The following is a 17,646-nucleotide window of genomic DNA, read 5'->3' on the forward strand; positions in this document are numbered from 1 at the left end:
TTTTTTAAAAATTAGGAACATGTACTTTTTTTCACATACATTTGTAGCCTTAAAAAACGTGAAATGGCAAAGAATTTAGTTATTGTTGAGTCGCCAGCGAAGGCAAAAACAATTGAAAAATTTTTAGGAAAAGATTTTAAAGTAGAGTCTAGTTTTGGACACATAGCTGATTTACCATCCAAGGAATTAGGGGTAGATGTTGATGGTGATTTTAAACCAGTTTATGAGGTTTCTAAAGATAAAAAAGCAGTTGTAAAGAAGCTGAAAGATTTAGCAAAGAAAGCTGAAATGGTTTGGCTGGCAAGTGATGAGGATCGCGAGGGTGAAGCTATTGCTTGGCATTTGGCTGAATCATTAAATTTAGATAAGGCAAAAACGAAACGAATTGTTTTTCATGAAATTACAAAAACCGCTATCCAAAAAGCGATTGAAAATCCGCGAGGTATTGATTACGATTTAGTTGATGCGCAACAAGCACGTCGTGTATTAGATAGAATAGTAGGTTATGAGTTGTCGCCAGTTTTATGGCGTAAGGTTAAAGGAGGTTTGTCAGCTGGGCGTGTTCAATCTGTTTCTGTAAGATTAATTGTAGAACGAGAACGCGAAATCCAAGATTTTAGCCCTGTAGCATCATATAGAATAGATGCAGAGTTTTCAAATGAAGATGGTCAAACATTTAAAGCCAAGCTTCCCAAGAATTTTTCATCAAAAAAAGAAGCCCTAGCATTTTTAGAACAAAATGCTAAAGCCACATTCAAAATAGGGGATTTACAGAAAAAACCAGCTAAAAAATCACCAGCAGCACCTTTTACAACATCTACTTTGCAGCAGGAAGCAGCTCGTAAACTGTATTTTTCGGTAAGTAAAACCATGACAATGGCACAACGCTTATACGAAGCCGGTTTAATTACTTATATGAGAACGGATAGTGTGAATCTTTCTGATGAAGCCCGTAAAGGCGCCAAGGCAGAAATTGAAAGTGCCTATGGTTCTAAATTTAGCAAGCCAAGAACGTATAAAGGGAAATCTAAAGGCGCACAAGAAGCGCATGAGGCCATCCGACCAACAGATTTTTCAAACCATTCTGTAAATATAGATCGCGATCAAGCTAGATTATATGATTTAATTTGGAAACGAGCCATTGCGTCCCAAATGAGTGATGCCGAATTAGAACGTACCAACATTAAAATTGATGCGTCAACACATGATGAAAACTTTACGGCCAACGGAGAAGTTATTACTTTTGAAGGGTTCTTAAAAGTATATTTAGAAGGAACCGATGATGAAGATGAAGAACAAGACGGTATGTTGCCAGCAATGAAGGTCAACGAAACGTTGCTTAATAATTATATTACCGCTACAGAACGCTATACCAGACCTCCTGCTCGTTTTACAGAAGCTGCTTTAGTTAAAAAGTTAGAAGAATTGGGTATTGGTCGTCCATCTACTTATGCGCCAACTATATCTACTATTCAGAATAGAAACTATGTAGAAAAAGGAACTGTTGATGGCGTAGAACGTGAATATACCTTATTAACATTAAGAGATGGGAAAGTAGACGATAAATTGCTTTCAGAAAAGGTAGGTTCCGATAAAGGAAAATTAGTGCCAACAGATATTGGAATGATTGTAACCGATTTTCTGGTGAATCATTTTGAAACTATTTTAGATTATAATTTTACAGCAAAAGTTGAAGAAGATTTTGATGAGATTGCTGAAGGTAAAGTAGACTGGAAAAAAATGATGAAAGATTTTTACAAAGACTTTCATCCAGTTGTTATTGATGTTCAGGAAAATGCCGATAGGGAATCTGGCGAACGAATTTTAGGAAAAGATCCTGAAACCGGAAAACAAGTAAGTGTGCGTTTAGGGAAATTTGGACCAATGGTTCAAATAGGCACCGTTGACGATGAGGAAAAACCGCAATTTGCAAGTCTATCACCAGATCAACAATTAAATACAATTTCCTATGAAGAAGCAATGGATTTGTTTCAACTTCCAAAAGCGTTAGGGGAATATGAAAATTTACCAGTTGAGGTAAATAATGGACGTTATGGACCTTATGTTAAATTTGGTGACCAATTTGTATCCTTGCCAAAGGGGACTGATCCGTTAAGTGTTGAGTTGGATGATGCTATTGTACTTATTAAAGAGAAGCAAAAAGCAGATGCTCCTATATATATGTATAAAGATTTACCTGTTCAGAAAGGAAAAGGGCGATTTGGACCATTTATTAAATGGAATGATATGTTTATTAATGTCAACAAGAAATACGATTGGGATAACTTATCGGATGAAGATATAGTTACACTAATTGAAGACAAAATTCAAAAAGAAATAGATAAGGTTATCCATAATTGGGAAGATGCAGGTATTCGAGTAGAAAAGGCTCGTTGGGGCAGGCATAACGTTATAAAAGGTAAAACAAAAATTGAATTACCAAAAACGCATGATGTCACAGAAATGACTTTAGAAGAAGCTGAAGCCATTATAGAGAAAAACGCACCCAAGAAAAAAGCTACTAAAAAGAAAGCTACAGCCAAGAAAGGCACTATAAAAAAATTAACCAAGAAAAAAAACACCACTAAAAAGTAATATTTAGGTAATGAATTTTAGTTTTTTGACTCCCGTTCCCGATAGTGTTCTAGCTCATAATGAATTATTGTCAACACAAGCGCTTGGAAGAAAAATACGTATTCATTCAGATCAGAGCGGTATTCCGGATTTAGAAGGTATACAAATAGCTATAATTGGAGTATTAGAAAATCGTAATGATATTAATTATATAGGTGAAGATTTTAATTTAAATGAAATACGAAAATCGCTTTATGCGCTTTTTCCTGGAAATTGGCATACTTCGATTGCCGATTTAGGCGATATCCATAAAGGAGAATCTATAGAAGATACCTATTATGCCATAAAAACTGCCGTTGCTCTATTAATTCCAAAAGGTATTATACCAATTGTAATTGGCGGAAGCCAAGATATTACCTATCCCATCTATCGTGCTTATGATGCATTAATGCCAATGGTGAATATTGCTAATGTGGATTCTAAATTCGATTTAGGTGATTCTACCAAACCAATTAAAAACACCAGTTTTGTCGGAAAAATTATTTTGGATGAACCCTATAATTTATTCAACTATGCAACTATTGGTTATCAAACTTATTTCAATTCGCAAGAAGAAATAGATTTAATGGATAAGCTTTATTTCGAGTCCTACCGTTTAGGGGCTGTTTCAAATGATATAACTTTAGTGGAGCCAGCTTTACGTGATGCTAATATTGTAAGTGTCGATTTAGGCTCTGTAAAAGGTTCAGAGGTTGGCTCCAGACAACAAGTGTCACCAAATGGTTTTGATGGCAAAGAAATTTGTGCCATTTCTCGCTATGCAGGAATTAGTAACAAGGTAACCACATTTGGTATTTTTGAATACAAACCCTCAAGTGTAGACGATTTAACTTCGGGTTTAATTGCCCAGATGTTATGGTACTTTATAGAAGGTGTTAATTATCGTGTAAAAGATGATGATTTTTCTTTGGAACATAACTACCAAAAATTCATTACCTTAGTCGACCATCAAGAATTGATTTTTTACAAAAGTATGAAAACAGGACGTTGGTGGATAGAAATACCTTTTTTAGAAGAAATAAATAATAAATTGAAAAGACATACGTTATTACCCTGTACACATCAAGATTATCAAGATGCCTGTAATAATAATGTGCCAGAGCGCTGGTACAAGGCGTTTCAAAAGAATTGTGTTTAAAACTTTAACGTTTTAAGGGTGTGTTTCATCGATTAAAAGCAATTTTTCACGATGAAATGTGTTTTTTTTCAATAAAAAAGTTGTTTTTTACAAATTATATAAATATGTTTACGCTCTTAAAAATTTTAAGGCCAAAATAATTAACCTCGAGTTTTCTATGGATATGAAAAAATTAATGTTATTAACCGCAATTTTAGCTGTGCTATCCAGCTGTGGATCTGGCGACAGAGGTCAGCTTGTAGGAGTTAAAGGAAAAAAATGGCATCCCGAAAAACCTTATGGTATGGAATTAGTCCCAGGTGGTGCTTTTATAATGGGTAAAGCAGACGACGATCTTGCTGGAGTTAATGATGCACCAGCTAAAACCGTAACTGTACGTTCTTATTATATGGATGCTACTGAAATTACAAATAGCGAGTATAAGCAATTTGTTGAATGGGTACGCGATTCAACAATTAGAACACGTTTAGCTATTCTAGCTGATGAAGAAGGTTTAACTCAAGCCGATGCTGGTACAATTGGTGATTATGCTTTTCTAGATGCAGAACCTGAAAATATGTCTGTATACGAAAAGTATATGTATGATAATTATTCAGGACTTGGGCCTACAGGATATGAAGGTAGAAAATTAAATAAAGATATTGATATTGAATTTGATACAGCTAATTATGTAGATGAGTTGTATGCCGAAGTTATGGATACCATGTATTTACCTTTAGAGGAGTCTTACAATGGACAACGTACTTGGGATGTGAAGAAATTTAAATTCCAATACACCTACATGGATATCGAGAAGGCTGCCAAAATGAAAAATAAAGGTAAAAAGCGTTCTGATTTCTTAATTACCGAAGCTGTAGAAATTTATCCAGATACAACAGCTTGGATTCGCGATTTTGCGTATTCTTATAATGAGCCTATGCACAATGATTATTTCTGGCATGCAGCTTATGATGAATACCCTGTAGTAGGTGTGTCTTGGAAACAAGCCAATGCCTTTTGTGAATGGCGTACCTTACACCATAATGAATACAGAAAGAGCAAAAAACAACACAATGTTCCAAAGTATCGTCTACCTTCGGAAGCAGAGTGGGAGTATGCTGCTCGCGGTGGCTTACAAGCTGCAACATTTCCTTGGGGAGGACCGTACACTAAAAATGATAGAGGTTGTTTTATGGCAAACTTTAAGCCCTTACGTGGTGATTATGCTGCTGACCAAGCTTTGTATACTGTAGAAGCAAAATCTTATGAAGCAAATGATTACAACCTTTACAATATGGCCGGAAACGTATCTGAATGGGTGCATGCTTCTTACGACCCGTCTTCTTATGAATATGTGTCCAGCATTAACCCAAGTGTAAATGATATTAACAACAACCGTAAAGTGGTTCGTGGTGGATCATGGAAAGATGTTGCATACTATTTACAAGTAAGTTCAAGAGACTATGAATATGCAGATTCTGCAAGAAGCTACATAGGTTTCAGAACGGTTCAGGATTATTTAGGTACAGATGTTACTCTAAATGCTAAAAATTAAAAAAAATTAAACTAAACTATAAACTAAAATTAAACTTAACTAAAACTAAAAATTATGGCACAATCAAGAGGATTTAAGAAATTTATGGCAATGGCTTACGGATTAGGAGCATCTGTTGTTATTATTGGTGCATTATTCAAAATTATTCACTTTGAATTAGGGCCTTTAACTGGTAACGTAATGTTAACAATCGGTTTGGTTACTGAAGCAATAATTTTCGCACTTTCTGCCTTTGAACCAGTAGATAATGATTTAGACTGGTCTTTAGTATATCCAGAATTAGCTGGAGGTATGTCTACAACTAAAAAGAAAGAACAACCAAAAGACGCTGAAGGTTTATTATCTCAAAAATTAGATAACTTATTAAAAGAAGCTAAAATTGACGGTGAATTAATGGCTTCTTTAGGAAACAGTATTAAAAACTTTGAAGGTGCTGCCAAAGGAATTGCGCCTACAGTAGATTCAATGGCTGCAACTAAAAAGTATGGCGAGGAGTTATCATTAGCAGCTGCTCAAATGGAATCTTTAAACAGTCTATACAAAGTACAGTTAGAAAGTGTTAATCGTCAAGCAACTATCAACGAAGAATCTGTTGAAAATGCACAAAAATTAAAAGAACAAATGCAGTCGTTAGCATCTAACTTATCATCATTAAACGGTGTTTATGGTGGTATGTTATCTGCAATGAATAAAAACTAATTAAGTTTAGTAGTATCAATTTTAACTAATTAACAAAAAACTAAATTAGAAATGGCAGGAGGAAAATTATCTGCAAGGCAGAAAATGATTAACTTGATGTATTTGATCTTCATTGCGATGTTAGCATTGAATATGTCAAAAGAAGTGCTTTCGGCATTTGGCTTAATGAATGAAAAATTAGTCGAATCAAACGAAGCAACTACGGATAGAAATGAAGCTTTTATGGCAGGTTTAGCTGAAAAAGTTAGCGAACAACCAGCAAAATACCAACCGTTAAAAGCACAAGCAGATCAAATTGATGTTTTATCAAACGACTTCAATGCATATCTAGCTGATTTAAAAGGAAAAATGACCGCAACGGTTGAAGATCCTCAAGATTACGAAGTAATGGATAAAGGAGATTTCTTAGACAACTACTTCTTTAAAGGCGAAAAGTTAAAGCCAGAAGGACAGGAGTTTATGGATAAAATTAACTCCTACAGAGATGGTGTTGTTGCCATATTAAGAACAAATCCAGACATGTCAAGTATTGCTGACGATGTTGAGAAAAAGTTTTCAACAGATCCAGTAACAAATAGAGACGGAAACAAGATCGATTGGTTAAGCTACCACTACAGAGGATTTCCTTTAGTAGCATCTTTAACAAAAATGACTCAATTACAAGCTGATGTTAAAACAACAGAATCTGAAGTTTTATCATCTATGTTAGCTGGTAAGCTTAAAGTTGAAGCCTCTTTAACAAATTTTGATGCCATTGTTGTTCCAGATAAAACAGCTTTCTTTTCAGGAGAAAACTTTACAGGAACTATTATCTTAGGAAAAAAGGATAATACCCTTCAAGCTGATAAAGTAGTTATTAATGGTCAAGAGTTACCTAAAGAGTCTATGCAAGCTGGTAAAACAGTTTTAGATTTCCCTGCAGGAGCTGTTGGTGAAAGAGAAATTACTGGTGAGTTCCAATTTAAGGAAGGTGATTCTATTATCTCTATTCCTGTAAAATCAACTTATGCAGTTGTACCTAAACCAAATTCAGCAACAATTTCTGCTGATAAGATGAACGTTGTTTATCGTGGTGTTGCTAATCCAATGACTATCTCATTTGCTGGTGTATCTGATAATAATGTATCAGCTAGTGCGCCAGGTTTAAGTAAAGCATCTGGAACAGGTAAATACGTAATGAATCCAGGTTCTGGTCGTGAAGTGTCTATTAATGTATCAGGAACATTACCTGATGGATCAAAAGTTAGCGATAGAGCAACATTTAGAATTAAAGATATTCCAAAACCAACAGGATCCATTAGTGGTCAAACAGGTATTGTAAAGTTACCACGTAACAGTGTTGAAATTTCAACTATTGGAGCGTTGTTAGATGATTTTGATTTCGAATTACCAATTCAAGTAACATCATTTAAGGTAAAAGTACCTGGACAGCCATCTGTAAATGTTAGTGGAACAAAATTAAATAGTCAAGCTAAAAATGCCTTACGTAAGGCAAGACGTGGAGACCAAATATCAATTTTCGATATTTCAGCACAAATTAAAGGAAACTCATCTTATAAGTTAAAAGGTGTATCTCCAGTAATTGTTGAATTAACAAATTAATATAGGTTTTAGCATCTGATGATAAGCCCAAATAATTAAAATTAAAACAGATGAATTATAAAAGTTTTTTATTAACCGTTTTAAGTGTGTCTTTTGTGACAGCTTCTTTTGCACAGGCAAACTTGTTGAGTGCAAAATCACCTGAAGAAATTGGTGTACGTACTGAAGCCCAAAAAGAAGTGGATAATGATAAGCCATTGGAGTATGGATATGTGGATGATAGAGACATTCTGTTTTCTAAAATGACATGGGAACGCGTTGTTCTTGATGAGCGTGTTAACTTTCCGTTGTACTATCCTGTAGATACAAACAACATAGGCAAGCACAGACGTTCATTGTTTGATGTGCTTTGGAAAAATGTTAAAAATGGTAATATAGAAACCGTTTATGACGATTCTTACTTTACAGCAGAACGTACTATTGAAGATTTACGTGCTAGTATGTCTAAAGTAGATACACTAGATATTGGTTACGATCAGTATAACGCTGATGGGTTTGTATCTCCAGAGTATATTATAAAACGAGATATTACTTCTTATGATGTGAGTGCGTATTTAATTAAAGGACTTTGGTACTTTGATAAGCGTCAGGCTGAATTAAAATATCGTTTAATTGGTATTGCACCTGCAGCACCAGATGTTAACTTTATTGATTCGGAAGATGAAGCAAATAAAGAACCTATTCCATTGTTTTGGGTGTTCTTCCCAGATGCGCGAGAAATTTTACACGAAGCCAAAGCGTTTAATAACGAAAACAGTTCAGTGCCATTTTCATTTGATCATTTGTTAAACTCTAGACGCTTTAACGGCTATATTTACAAAGAAGAAAACGTATATGGCGACCGTAAGGTAACCGAATATATTTCTGAAAACGCCTTGATGCAATTATTAGAATCAGAGCGAATCAAAGAAAAAATTAGAAACTTTGAATTAGATATGTGGTCTTATTAAGTCCAACGTATTAATCTTATTAAAACGCTCACTTAAAAAGTGAGCGTTTTTTGTTTTTATACTATTAATAACCCAAAAACACAGTACCTTTACAGGTATGAAAGTAGATTATTTTGTAGTCGGTCTCGGTTTGGCTGGTGTAGCATTTTGTGAAGAATTGCGTCAAGCAAACAAATCCTTTTTGGTGTTTGATAATAATTCGCAACAAGCTTCAATGGTAGCAGCAGGAATGTATAATCCAGTTATTTTAAAGCGTTTTACGGAAGTATGGATGGCTAAAGAGCAATTGGCTATAGCCAAGCCATATTATAAGGAATTAGAACGCTTGCTTAATGTGAAACTAGATTATACAATTAAATTATATAGACGTTTTGCGTCCATTGAAGAGCAAAATCTATGGTTTAACGCTTCCGATAAACCGAACTTGGAACCCTATCTATCTACTAAATTAGTTTCAAATTCAAACCCACATATAGATGCGCCATTTAATTTAGGTGAAGTTTATCATGCTGGACGTGTGGATACAACCGCTTTAATTTCGAATTATAAAAGCTATCTAAAAAACCATTCCCAATTAGTATCAGACGGTTTCCAACATGATTTATTGCAACTAGATGGCGAGAAACTTCAGTATCAAAATCATGAAGCAAAACACATGGTGTTTTGTGAAGGTTTTGGACTAAAACACAACCCATATTTTAATCATTTACCCTTAAATGGCACCAAAGGAGAAGTGTTAACCGTTAACGTTCCAAATTTGAAAATTGACTATGCTCTAAAATCTGGGGTTTTTATAATGCCTAATACAACGGAAGACTATTATGTTGGAGCTACTTACAACCGGTTTGATAAAACCAACACACCAACTGATAATGGAAAAACCGAACTTATTACAAAATTAAATACCTTTTTAAAAGCATCTTTGGAAGTAACAAGTCATAAAGCGGGAGTTCGGCCTACAGTTAATGATAGAAGACCATTGGTAGGCACACATTTAAAATATAAAAATCTACATGTATTAAATGGGTTGGGATCGCGAGGCGTGATGATTTCACCTTATGCTGCAAAGCAACTATTCAACCATATAGAAAATAAGCAGCCATTAAATTCAGAGATAACCATAAATAGGTTTAGGGTTTAACTTTGCTTTTATCGTAATGCATAAACATGTTTATCCAAATGTTTCGAGATAAACGCATAATGATTGGCGCAAATACAACGAGTGTGCCAACAATAGCAATAAAGGCTGTAATTAAATTGCTACCAATAAATAGGTAGCTAATTACAAAAGCCGCTACAGCAAAAGCAATTCCAACAGCATAACTCACATACATAGAACCATAAAAAAATGATGGCTCAATGCGGTATTTTGTTTGACAATGCGAACAAGTTTCATGCATTTTTAGAACATCATTCAGTACATACGGGTTTTTATTAATATACATGGATTCTTGATGGCACTTGGGGCAAGCACCTGTAAAAATACTATAAAGCTTCGTTCCTTTTGTAATCATGTTTATTAGTTTATTTTTGCACTTTGTAAGAACAACAAAATTAGCCATTTATTTAATATAGTCTAGTAACAATTGTAACATAATGCTCAATATTCATAATCTTTCTGTTTCCTTTCAAGGCGATTATCTCTTTGAAGAAATTACCTTCAAAATAACTGCTGGCGACCGCATTGGTCTAATAGGAAAAAATGGCGCAGGAAAATCGACCATGCTAAAAATTTTAGCAAAAGAAATGGAGCCAGATTCTGGACAATTAGCAGCCGATAAAAATTTACGAATAGGATTTTTAAAGCAGGATATTGATTTTGAGTTAGGACGAACAGTCTTAGAGGAATCCTACGAAGCATTTAAAGAAATTAAAGCGGTTGAAGCAAAGCTTGAAGACATAAATACGCAGTTAGCCACCCGAACCGATTATGAAAGTGATGGGTATCATCAACTCATGGTAGATGTGAATGATATGCAGCACCAATATGAAATTTTAGGTGGTTACAATTATCAAGGTGAAACCGAAAAAATTCTTCAAGGTTTAGGATTTAAGCGTGAAGATTTCAATAAGTTAACCGATACCTTTTCTGGAGGATGGCGTATGCGAATTGAATTAGCGAAACTCTTATTACAAAACAACGATTTGCTGCTTTTAGATGAGCCAACTAACCACTTGGATATTGAATCTATTATCTGGTTAGAAGGGTTTTTAACGGGTTATTCGGGAGCAGTGGTGATTGTATCCCATGATAAAATGTTTTTAGATAATGTAACCAATAGAACTATTGAAATTTCATTAGGAAGAATCTACGATTACAATAAGCCTTATTCCAAGTTTCTGGTATTAAGACAAGAAATTAAAGAGCAACAATTAGCCACACAGAAAAACCAGCAAAAAGAAATTGAACAAACGGAAAAACTGATTGAAAAGTTTCGTGCGAAAGCGTCTAAAGCAACCATGGCACAATCCTTAATTAAAAAGTTAGACAGAATGGATAGGATTGAAGTGGATGAAGATGATAATAGCGTCATGACACTTAAATTTCCTGTGTCTGTTGTTCCAGGAAAAGTAGTCATAGAAGCCACTCATATTACTAAAAAATATGGTGATTTAACAGTTTTAAAAGATATCGATTTACACATTGCACGAGATATTAAAACGGCATTTGTAGGTCAAAACGGTCAAGGAAAATCCACTTTAGCAAAAATTATTGTTGGCGAATTAAAGCATGAAGGCAATTTGAAACTCGGTCACAATGTTCAAATAGGTTATTTTGCGCAGAATCAAGCAGAATATTTAGATGGCAATAAAACAGTTTTGGATATCATGATTGATGCGGCAAATGAAAAAAATAGAAGTCGTGTTCGGGATATTTTAGGTTCCTTTTTATTCCGTGGCGATGAAGTAGAAAAATATGTTCGGGTATTATCTGGAGGCGAACGTAACCGTTTAGCACTAGCCAAATTATTATTGCAACCTTTTAATGTATTGGTTATGGATGAGCCAACGAATCATCTGGATATAAAATCTAAAAACGTGCTAAAAGAAGCACTAAAACAGTTTGAAGGTACGCTAATTTTAGTCTCTCACGATAGAGATTTTCTACAAGATTTAACCGATACGGTATATGAATTTAAGGATCATAAAATAAAAGAATACCTTGGAAATATTGATTTTTATTTAGAACAAAGAAATGTTGAAAATCTGCGTGAAGTTGAAAAGCGTGATGTAGAAAAGCAAACGCCCAAAGAAAGTAATAAAGAGAGTTACGAATATCAGAAGAAATTAAAATCACTCAATAATAAGTTGAGTAATATTGAATCTAAAATTCAGCAGTTAGAAAAAAGCATCAAAGAAATAGATGTTGAGCTAGCTACTAACTATGACGAAGTGGTTTCAAATCCTAATTTTTTCGATAACTATCAAGGCAAAAAAGATAAACTAGAAAGTTTAATGAACGATTGGGAACAGATACAGGAATCATTGGATGCTTTAGATTAATTTGTGATTTTGGATGTGAAATCTTAATAAAAAGTGTATTTCATCGAATAAATTTGTTTTTAGTCTATATTCGACTTAATATTGTTTAAGATTTGATTCCAAATTTATCACTTATGAAAGCTATTAAACTATCACTATTATGTTTGTTTATCACAGCGTTGTCTTTTGCAAATGTAACAACTAACGAAAAAGCTGCGCTTGTAGCGCTATATAATTCAACTAATGGAAGTCAATGGACACATACTTGGGACCTATCTGCACCTGTAGAAAATTGGTACGGTGTAACTATTAAAAACAATAAGGTTGTTGAAATAAGTTTAGAATTTAATAATTTACAAGGAATACTTCCACAGGAAATTGGCGATTTAGTTAATTTGAAGTATTTAAACTTTGGAGTAAATAAGTTATCGGGCTCAATCCCTTCATCCATAGGCAATTTAAGCAAATTAGAAACCCTAAACCTATCCATGAATATTTTGGAAGGATCCATACCATCTAGTATCAGTAATTTATCACGTTTAGAAATATTAGAACTAGGTAGTAATAAATTAACAGGCACGATACCTACAGAAATTAGTGCTTTAAGTAGTTTAGTAAAATTAAGTTTAATCGATAATAAGATTAGTGGTGAGATTCCTGCTGAAATTATGGCCTTAACCCAATTGGAAGAAATTGTGTTAGCTAATAACCAATTAACAGGAGACGTCCCATTTGAATTATCTTATTTCCCCAAATTAAAAACATTTATGGTAAGCGACAACAAATTAAACCAAGAGTATATTAGCGTTATTAACGGTAATAATCCAAACATGATGGACTTAAATTCAGGATCTGTAATTACAGATAATGATTAAAGAAACGATTTAGAATTTTTTTAAAAAGAGGTTATTTTTAATAATCTCTTTTTTTTTGTATTTTAAGTTAATGAAAGAACACGAATTTCAATGCCCTTATTGTTGGGAGACTATTTCAATGCTATTAGATAGCTCACATCTTGAGCAAGAATACATTGAGGACTGTGAGGTCTGTTGTAATCCAATACAAATATCGGTAGAATTTGAAGGCCAAAACCTGGTTAGTTTCCGGGCTGAAAATATAGAACAATAATTTTTTTACAAATCTGCTTGTTATATTTAAAAAGCATTGTATCTTTGCAGTCCAAAATGGTTTAATCGGCATTATGAACCGATAAGTTAAAAGCTAAAAAAACGATATTGGAAATTAAATCGCGGGATAGAGCAGTAGGTAGCTCGTCGGGCTCATAACCCGAAGGTCACTGGTTCGAGTCCAGTTCCCGCTACTAAATGTTATCCGTTTAAAATCAATGGTTTTGTTCACGCAAAACCATTTTTTTTATGTTTAATTTAAATTCTTACCTTGCGAAAGAACACGGAAATGAACACGTTTTAGAACACAGTTTGTCAAAAAAGAAAAAATTTTCAGCCCCAAAAATTTATTCAGCCAACGGCGATTTAAGCAAACGTTGGCACGTCTATTATTCCTATCGAAATCCAGAAACAGGCATGCTAGAGCGGATGAAAAATGTTTATGGCATAGCTAATAGATATGAAACCAAAGAAGACCGACTCGCTGTTTTGAGTGTTTATAGAATTAAACTGTTAAGTTTATTAAAGGAAGGATTCAATCCTTTTGAAGATAATAATGAACTTTATCACCAACGTGAAGAGAAAAAACAGCTTCCACAATCAGAAACAATTCTAAAAGAGACGAAAGAAGTTTCATTTCCTGAAGTGGAAATCGAACCACAAGAGCCAGTTATTTCCTATCAAGACGCTTTTAAAAAGGGCTTAAAATTCAAAGAAAAACTTATTAGTGACACCACTAGACGTAGTTATGAAAACCGTTTGAAAAACTTTATACTTTGGGTTGAAAAGAAATATCCTGAATTAAAGAGTGTATCTGATATTGATAAAAAGGTGGTAATGGATTTTTTAAATCATATTTTGAACCAATCCAGTCCAAGGAATCGGAATAATTACAGAACGGATTTAAGTAGTATTATGCAAGCTTTAGAAGACAATGATATTATTGCTTCTAATTTTATCAAAAAGATTCCTGTTTTAAAATCCATCCCACAACGGAACAAAACGTATTCTTCCGAAGAGCAAAAAGAAATCTTTGAGCATTTAGAGAAGACAGATAAAACGTTATTACTATTCATTAAATTCATTTCATATAATTTTTTAAGGCCTATAGAAGTCTGTAGACTGCAAGTAGGCGATTTAGACATCAAGAATAAGCGGATTCAATTTAAAGCGAAGAATAGTCCTTTAAAAACAAAAATAATCCCTGATTTACTACTTCAGGATTTACCTGATTTATCTAAACTGAACAAAAATCAAAGTTTGTTTACACCAGATGGTATTGGTGGTGTTTGGGATTCAGAATTAAGTAATAAACGAGACTACTTTTCCAAACGGTTTAAGCGTGTCGTTAAAGATCCTTTTAAATTGGGAGTAGATTATGGTTTATATAGTTTCAGGCATACATACATCACCAAATTATATAGGGAATTAGTAAAAGGTTCGTCACCCTTTGAAGCTAAAAGTAAACTGATGCAAATAACAGGGCATTCCTCAATGAAGGCTCTTGAAAAATATTTGAGGGATATAGATGCCGAGTTTCCAGAAGATTATTCAGAATTAATAAAATCCTAATTTTGTAACGTGGAGAAACCTTTAAAAGAAAAACACAGTGCTTTAATACATAGCTTATATAAGCCACTTATTTTTTACATTCCGAGAAAGCTTTGGGCAGATTTGGATGATGGTAAGTGGCTGGATAAGGAATTTGACCCTATATTCGACACAGTTGTGCTTATACATGAAGATGGAAGCAATTATGTATTGAATAATGATACATCCAATTATCATATGATGAGTAAAGGTTCAGCTTTGGATAAGAATATCTATGAATTATTAGATTTGAAAGCTCAACTAACAACTGAAGCCTTCAGTTTCTTATCTGAAAGATATTCATTAAGCGTCGCATTTTACAAAAAAGTATCCAGTTGGATGTTAGAACATGTGAAATTAGATATTCCAGCTATTAATTGTGAAACCCTAAAATCGTTTGAAATTCAGAAATTAGCATTTAATAACCATTGGGATTATATTCAGGAGCACTTTTCGGTACCAGAACATGTAAAAAATCATTTCGCAGAAGTGGACTTAAGTTCAAAGGAAGTGATTGCTATGCGTGATTTAATGAGTGATTCAGAACAGGAATCGGAAAATATATTTGATAAACTACAAAAGGCTAAAAACAAGAGCAGGAAAAAGAAAGAAAAGAAGAAGCTTATTACAGAAGAAGATGCGGAAAAATTTCTTTTAGAAACTGTTTTTAGTGTAAAATTATAGCTTTTAACGTAAATATTACGTAACATTAACGCTAAAACATGCAAAATTCACATAATTATACTTGTAACTATTGTTTTAAGGAATACAAACCAACGAAAAGAGGGAGGCAAAAGTTCTGTACCACATCTTGTCGAGTAGCCCATTTTAATGCCAAGAAAAAAATAAAACAACTACAAACAATTGAAAAGACTTCGAAGGAAACTATAACGGAACCTCAAAAAGATACACCAAAAGTCAATCTGCCTGACATAACAAATGCAGCTATAGGTCATGCTGCATCAAGTGCTATAATAAGTTTTTTTACACCTAAAAATAAAAAACCAGTAACGAAACAAGATTTAGATAATTTAAAGACGACAATTCAAGGTGGGAGATATAGGCCAGTTTTAAACTGTCCACAAAATGATAAGGGTGAAACCGCATATTTTGACTTAGAAAGAAATGAAGTCATTTTTAGCTTTAACAAATTAGTATGATAAAAAGAATCATGGGATAAAACATGTAATATTTTTGTAGAACAAAAATATTACAAATCATTAGTTTCACTATCCCAACGTTGATTTTGAACATAAGTGGTGTCAAATGTAACCATATTTCTCATTTCAAACCGTTTGAAACAGGCAAACGGTTTGAAAGTTGTTTGATACAAATTCATCATGCTTTCATCAAGAATTAAACTTGGTCATCAAACGGTTTACTAGTTAGTTTTTGAAATACTATTTCTTCCATTTCTTGACGTTTAAAATCAAACCATAGTTTTCTATATTCTGAAGTTTCAACGGTCAACTTAAAATTTTGGAATGGCTTTTTATTTAGTAAAATTGTTTCAAGTTTAGTCTTGAATTGTGAATTAGGTAACTTTTGTGCAAATCGTTCCATAATTTTAAACGATTCATAGCTTTTTAAAACTTCTATCTTAATGAAAGTTGAAGCTTGTTCTGAAACCTTCATTAAATTCTCTTTAAATAGTTCTTGAAACTCTACTTCATCAGGAAAGTTGCCGAAATTTGGAATGGCTATAATTTCGTGAGTTTTATTATTGAGGTAACAATCGCAACCAGAATCTAATTCTTGGACGATTTCACTTATGACTTCTGAATTAGGTTTGTTCACTTTTATTAATAATTAACCTGATCTAATAATATGTATTAAAATTACAAATTTCTAAAATAAGACTATGATAAAAGTAGTTTTTCGATTTATCTATTTTAAAATTCTAAAAAAATTCGAAATAGTAAACCAGTCTGAATTATATAGCCTTTATTCAGGATGGGTCATAAAATATTTTTTCAACGTCCGGCGGCTATGGAAAGTATCGCACAAAAGGACACTTATGTTTCGGTTTAAAGTTTCAGATTAAAAGTAGTAAAAAACAATGGTAAAGCAAGATAAAAGCTATTTTTTATAGCCGAGGTTATACTGCGTATATACCTGCCCAATACCATTCGGGACAGGCCATTGTAAAAGTGGTTTTTTTCCACGTATCCATTGCGTCTTGCTTATTACTCATTGCGTCCAGATTGGTCAAAAAACCACTTTTGCAACCTTCAGTTAATCAGATGCTCTAGCAAATAATCACTAGCCATATGTAAAGTTGCCTAAATAGACAATCCAAGAAAAAAAGCAATTAAATATTGGGTTGCGTTCCGTAGAGATTGGATTGCTTTTTTTAAAACTTCGGGAAAGCCAAGCCCAAAATAAACAGTGAAGAACCTTTGTCAAGAATTTTGCTACAGCTTAAAATATTAACTTTTAGCAAAATTCTTTTATGCAGGGTAACGTTTTTGTGTATGGACCGTTGCGAGTTAAAGCCCGAACCATTCCAAGTAAAAATCTACGTGAAAATTCCGCAGGAATTTTCCAGATGAGCACAGACCCAGCAATGGTTTATAGCATCCATGAAAAAGCAGAAAGTCCAGTATCTTTAAAGTTCACCAAAACAATAAGATATGAAAACTGAACAAACTGCTCAACCAAAGTTATACATTGGAATCGACATCCACAAACGTAGCTGGAAGATTCATTGTGCCACAGATTTATTTTCAGGAAAGTCATTTACGATGCCACCAAAACCTGCTGTATTGCGAAGCTATGTTGAGAAACATTTTACAGATTACGAAGTTACTACAGCTTATGAGGCAGGCTGTTGTGGTTACTATGCACATCGTAGTTTCGAGAGCTATGGATGGCATTCATTGGTTGTTA

The 17,646-nt window shown here is 33.7% G+C and carries 16 protein-coding genes, 1 tRNA gene and 1 pseudogene; 16 read left to right on the forward strand and 2 right to left on the reverse strand.

Annotated features, from left to right (window positions below; all coding sequences use genetic code 11):
- The first annotated feature begins 63 nt into the window (after window positions 1-63).
- The 7 genes from topA to BM239_RS06075 all read left to right on the forward strand — a co-directional run bounded on the left by topA (window position 64) and on the right by BM239_RS06075 (window position 9,698).
- On the forward strand, window positions 64-2,595 hold the full coding sequence (gene topA / locus BM239_RS06045; RefSeq protein ID WP_092206707.1) for a type I DNA topoisomerase: 2,532 nt from the start codon (window positions 64-66) through the stop codon (window positions 2,593-2,595).
- Between the two features lie 10 nt (window positions 2,596-2,605).
- Entirely contained in the window at window positions 2,606-3,772 is a 1,167-nt protein-coding gene (locus BM239_RS06050; protein ID WP_092206708.1) for a formimidoylglutamase, read from the forward strand.
- A 163-nt stretch (window positions 3,773-3,935) separates the two neighbouring features.
- Window positions 3,936-5,306 carry a T9SS ring complex lipoprotein PorK/GldK gene (gene porK / locus BM239_RS06055; protein ID WP_092206801.1) on the forward strand — a complete coding sequence of 457 codons (1,371 nt, stop codon included), beginning with the start codon at window positions 3,936-3,938 and terminating at the stop codon, window positions 5,304-5,306.
- Between the two features lie 54 nt (window positions 5,307-5,360).
- Entirely contained in the window at window positions 5,361-6,005 is a 645-nt protein-coding gene (porL, locus tag BM239_RS06060) for a type IX secretion system motor protein PorL/GldL (protein ID WP_177208986.1), read from the forward strand.
- Window positions 6,006-6,056: 51 nt separating this feature from the next.
- Window positions 6,057-7,607 (forward strand): type IX secretion system motor protein PorM/GldM, encoded by a 1,551-nt coding sequence (gene porM / locus BM239_RS06065; protein WP_092206710.1) that lies wholly within the window; start codon window positions 6,057-6,059, stop codon window positions 7,605-7,607.
- Window positions 7,608-7,657: 50 nt separating this feature from the next.
- Entirely contained in the window at window positions 7,658-8,557 is a 900-nt protein-coding gene (porN, locus tag BM239_RS06070) for a type IX secretion system ring subunit PorN/GldN (protein WP_092206711.1), read from the forward strand.
- Window positions 8,558-8,654: 97 nt separating this feature from the next.
- A complete protein-coding gene (locus BM239_RS06075; RefSeq protein WP_092206712.1) occupies window positions 8,655-9,698 on the forward strand; it encodes an NAD(P)/FAD-dependent oxidoreductase in 1,044 nt (347 codons plus the stop codon).
- Here the strand turns inward: BM239_RS06075 and BM239_RS06080 are convergent.
- Window positions 9,688-10,071 carry a DUF983 domain-containing protein gene (locus BM239_RS06080; RefSeq protein ID WP_092206713.1) on the reverse strand — a complete coding sequence of 128 codons (384 nt, stop codon included), beginning with the start codon at window positions 10,069-10,071 and terminating at the stop codon, window positions 9,688-9,690. The genes BM239_RS06075 and BM239_RS06080 overlap by 11 nt on opposite strands.
- Window positions 10,072-10,153: 82 nt before the next feature.
- Here BM239_RS06080 and BM239_RS06085 point away from each other — a divergent pair, with 82 nt between their 5' ends.
- The 7 genes from BM239_RS06085 to BM239_RS06115 all read left to right on the forward strand — a co-directional run bounded on the left by BM239_RS06085 (window position 10,154) and on the right by BM239_RS06115 (window position 15,917).
- Window positions 10,154-12,061: an ABC transporter ATP-binding protein gene (locus BM239_RS06085; RefSeq protein ID WP_092206714.1), complete on the forward strand. Its 1,908-nt coding sequence runs from the start codon at window positions 10,154-10,156 to the stop codon at window positions 12,059-12,061.
- A gap of 113 nt (window positions 12,062-12,174) precedes the next feature.
- Window positions 12,175-12,915: a leucine-rich repeat domain-containing protein gene (locus BM239_RS06090; RefSeq protein ID WP_092206715.1), complete on the forward strand. Its 741-nt coding sequence runs from the start codon at window positions 12,175-12,177 to the stop codon at window positions 12,913-12,915.
- Between the two features lie 70 nt (window positions 12,916-12,985).
- Complete coding sequence (locus tag BM239_RS06095) at window positions 12,986-13,168, forward strand: CPXCG motif-containing cysteine-rich protein (RefSeq protein ID WP_092206716.1); 183 nt, start codon at window positions 12,986-12,988, stop codon at window positions 13,166-13,168.
- A gap of 120 nt (window positions 13,169-13,288) precedes the next feature.
- Window positions 13,289-13,361 (forward strand) — tRNA-Met (locus tag BM239_RS06100).
- Window positions 13,362-13,416: 55 nt separating this feature from the next.
- Entirely contained in the window at window positions 13,417-14,739 is a 1,323-nt protein-coding gene (locus BM239_RS06105; protein ID WP_092206717.1) for a tyrosine-type recombinase/integrase, read from the forward strand.
- A 9-nt stretch (window positions 14,740-14,748) separates the two neighbouring features.
- Window positions 14,749-15,441, forward strand: a complete 693-nt coding sequence (locus BM239_RS06110) for a hypothetical protein (protein WP_092206718.1) — start codon at window positions 14,749-14,751, stop codon at window positions 15,439-15,441.
- Window positions 15,442-15,479: 38 nt separating this feature from the next.
- Window positions 15,480-15,917 (forward strand): hypothetical protein, encoded by a 438-nt coding sequence (locus tag BM239_RS06115; RefSeq protein ID WP_092206719.1) that lies wholly within the window; start codon window positions 15,480-15,482, stop codon window positions 15,915-15,917.
- A gap of 196 nt (window positions 15,918-16,113) precedes the next feature.
- Here BM239_RS06115 and BM239_RS06120 read toward each other — a convergent pair whose 3' ends face one another.
- Window positions 16,114-16,554: a UPF0158 family protein gene (locus BM239_RS06120; RefSeq protein ID WP_092206720.1), complete on the reverse strand. Its 441-nt coding sequence runs from the start codon at window positions 16,552-16,554 to the stop codon at window positions 16,114-16,116.
- A gap of 655 nt (window positions 16,555-17,209) precedes the next feature.
- Between BM239_RS06120 and BM239_RS06125 the strand changes: the two genes are divergently transcribed.
- Both BM239_RS06125 and BM239_RS06130 read left to right on the forward strand, forming a co-directional pair.
- Window positions 17,210-17,401: a hypothetical protein gene (locus BM239_RS06125; RefSeq protein ID WP_092206721.1), complete on the forward strand. Its 192-nt coding sequence runs from the start codon at window positions 17,210-17,212 to the stop codon at window positions 17,399-17,401.
- Window positions 17,391-17,646: pseudogene (locus tag BM239_RS06130) on the forward strand (IS110 family transposase); the annotation flags it as partial. The gene BM239_RS06125 and the pseudogene BM239_RS06130, both read left to right, overlap by 11 nt.

The organism is Algorimicrobium echini, assembly GCF_900115185.1.
GTDB classification, from domain to species: Bacteria; Bacteroidota; Bacteroidia; order Flavobacteriales; family Flavobacteriaceae; genus Algorimicrobium; species Algorimicrobium echini.

Coding starts and splice junctions, on each gene's coding strand:
- BM239_RS06105 (WP_092206717.1), top strand. CDS start 13,417: ATGTTTAATTTAAATTCTTACCTTGCGAAAGAACACGGAAATGAACAC.
- BM239_RS06115 (WP_092206719.1), top strand. CDS start 15,480: ATGCAAAATTCACATAATTATACTTGTAACTATTGTTTTAAGGAATAC.
- BM239_RS06125 (WP_092206721.1), top strand. CDS start 17,210: ATGCAGGGTAACGTTTTTGTGTATGGACCGTTGCGAGTTAAAGCCCGA.
- BM239_RS06085 (WP_092206714.1), top strand. CDS start 10,154: ATGCTCAATATTCATAATCTTTCTGTTTCCTTTCAAGGCGATTATCTC.
- BM239_RS06095 (WP_092206716.1), top strand. CDS start 12,986: ATGAAAGAACACGAATTTCAATGCCCTTATTGTTGGGAGACTATTTCA.
- porK (WP_092206801.1), top strand. CDS start 3,936: ATGAAAAAATTAATGTTATTAACCGCAATTTTAGCTGTGCTATCCAGC.
- BM239_RS06050 (WP_092206708.1), top strand. CDS start 2,606: ATGAATTTTAGTTTTTTGACTCCCGTTCCCGATAGTGTTCTAGCTCAT.
- BM239_RS06090 (WP_092206715.1), top strand. CDS start 12,175: ATGAAAGCTATTAAACTATCACTATTATGTTTGTTTATCACAGCGTTG.
- porM (WP_092206710.1), top strand. CDS start 6,057: ATGGCAGGAGGAAAATTATCTGCAAGGCAGAAAATGATTAACTTGATG.
- porL (WP_177208986.1), top strand. CDS start 5,361: ATGGCACAATCAAGAGGATTTAAGAAATTTATGGCAATGGCTTACGGA.
- porN (WP_092206711.1), top strand. CDS start 7,658: ATGAATTATAAAAGTTTTTTATTAACCGTTTTAAGTGTGTCTTTTGTG.
- BM239_RS06080 (WP_092206713.1), bottom strand. CDS start 10,071: ATGATTACAAAAGGAACGAAGCTTTATAGTATTTTTACAGGTGCTTGC.
- topA (WP_092206707.1), top strand. CDS start 64: ATGGCAAAGAATTTAGTTATTGTTGAGTCGCCAGCGAAGGCAAAAACA.
- BM239_RS06075 (WP_092206712.1), top strand. CDS start 8,655: ATGAAAGTAGATTATTTTGTAGTCGGTCTCGGTTTGGCTGGTGTAGCA.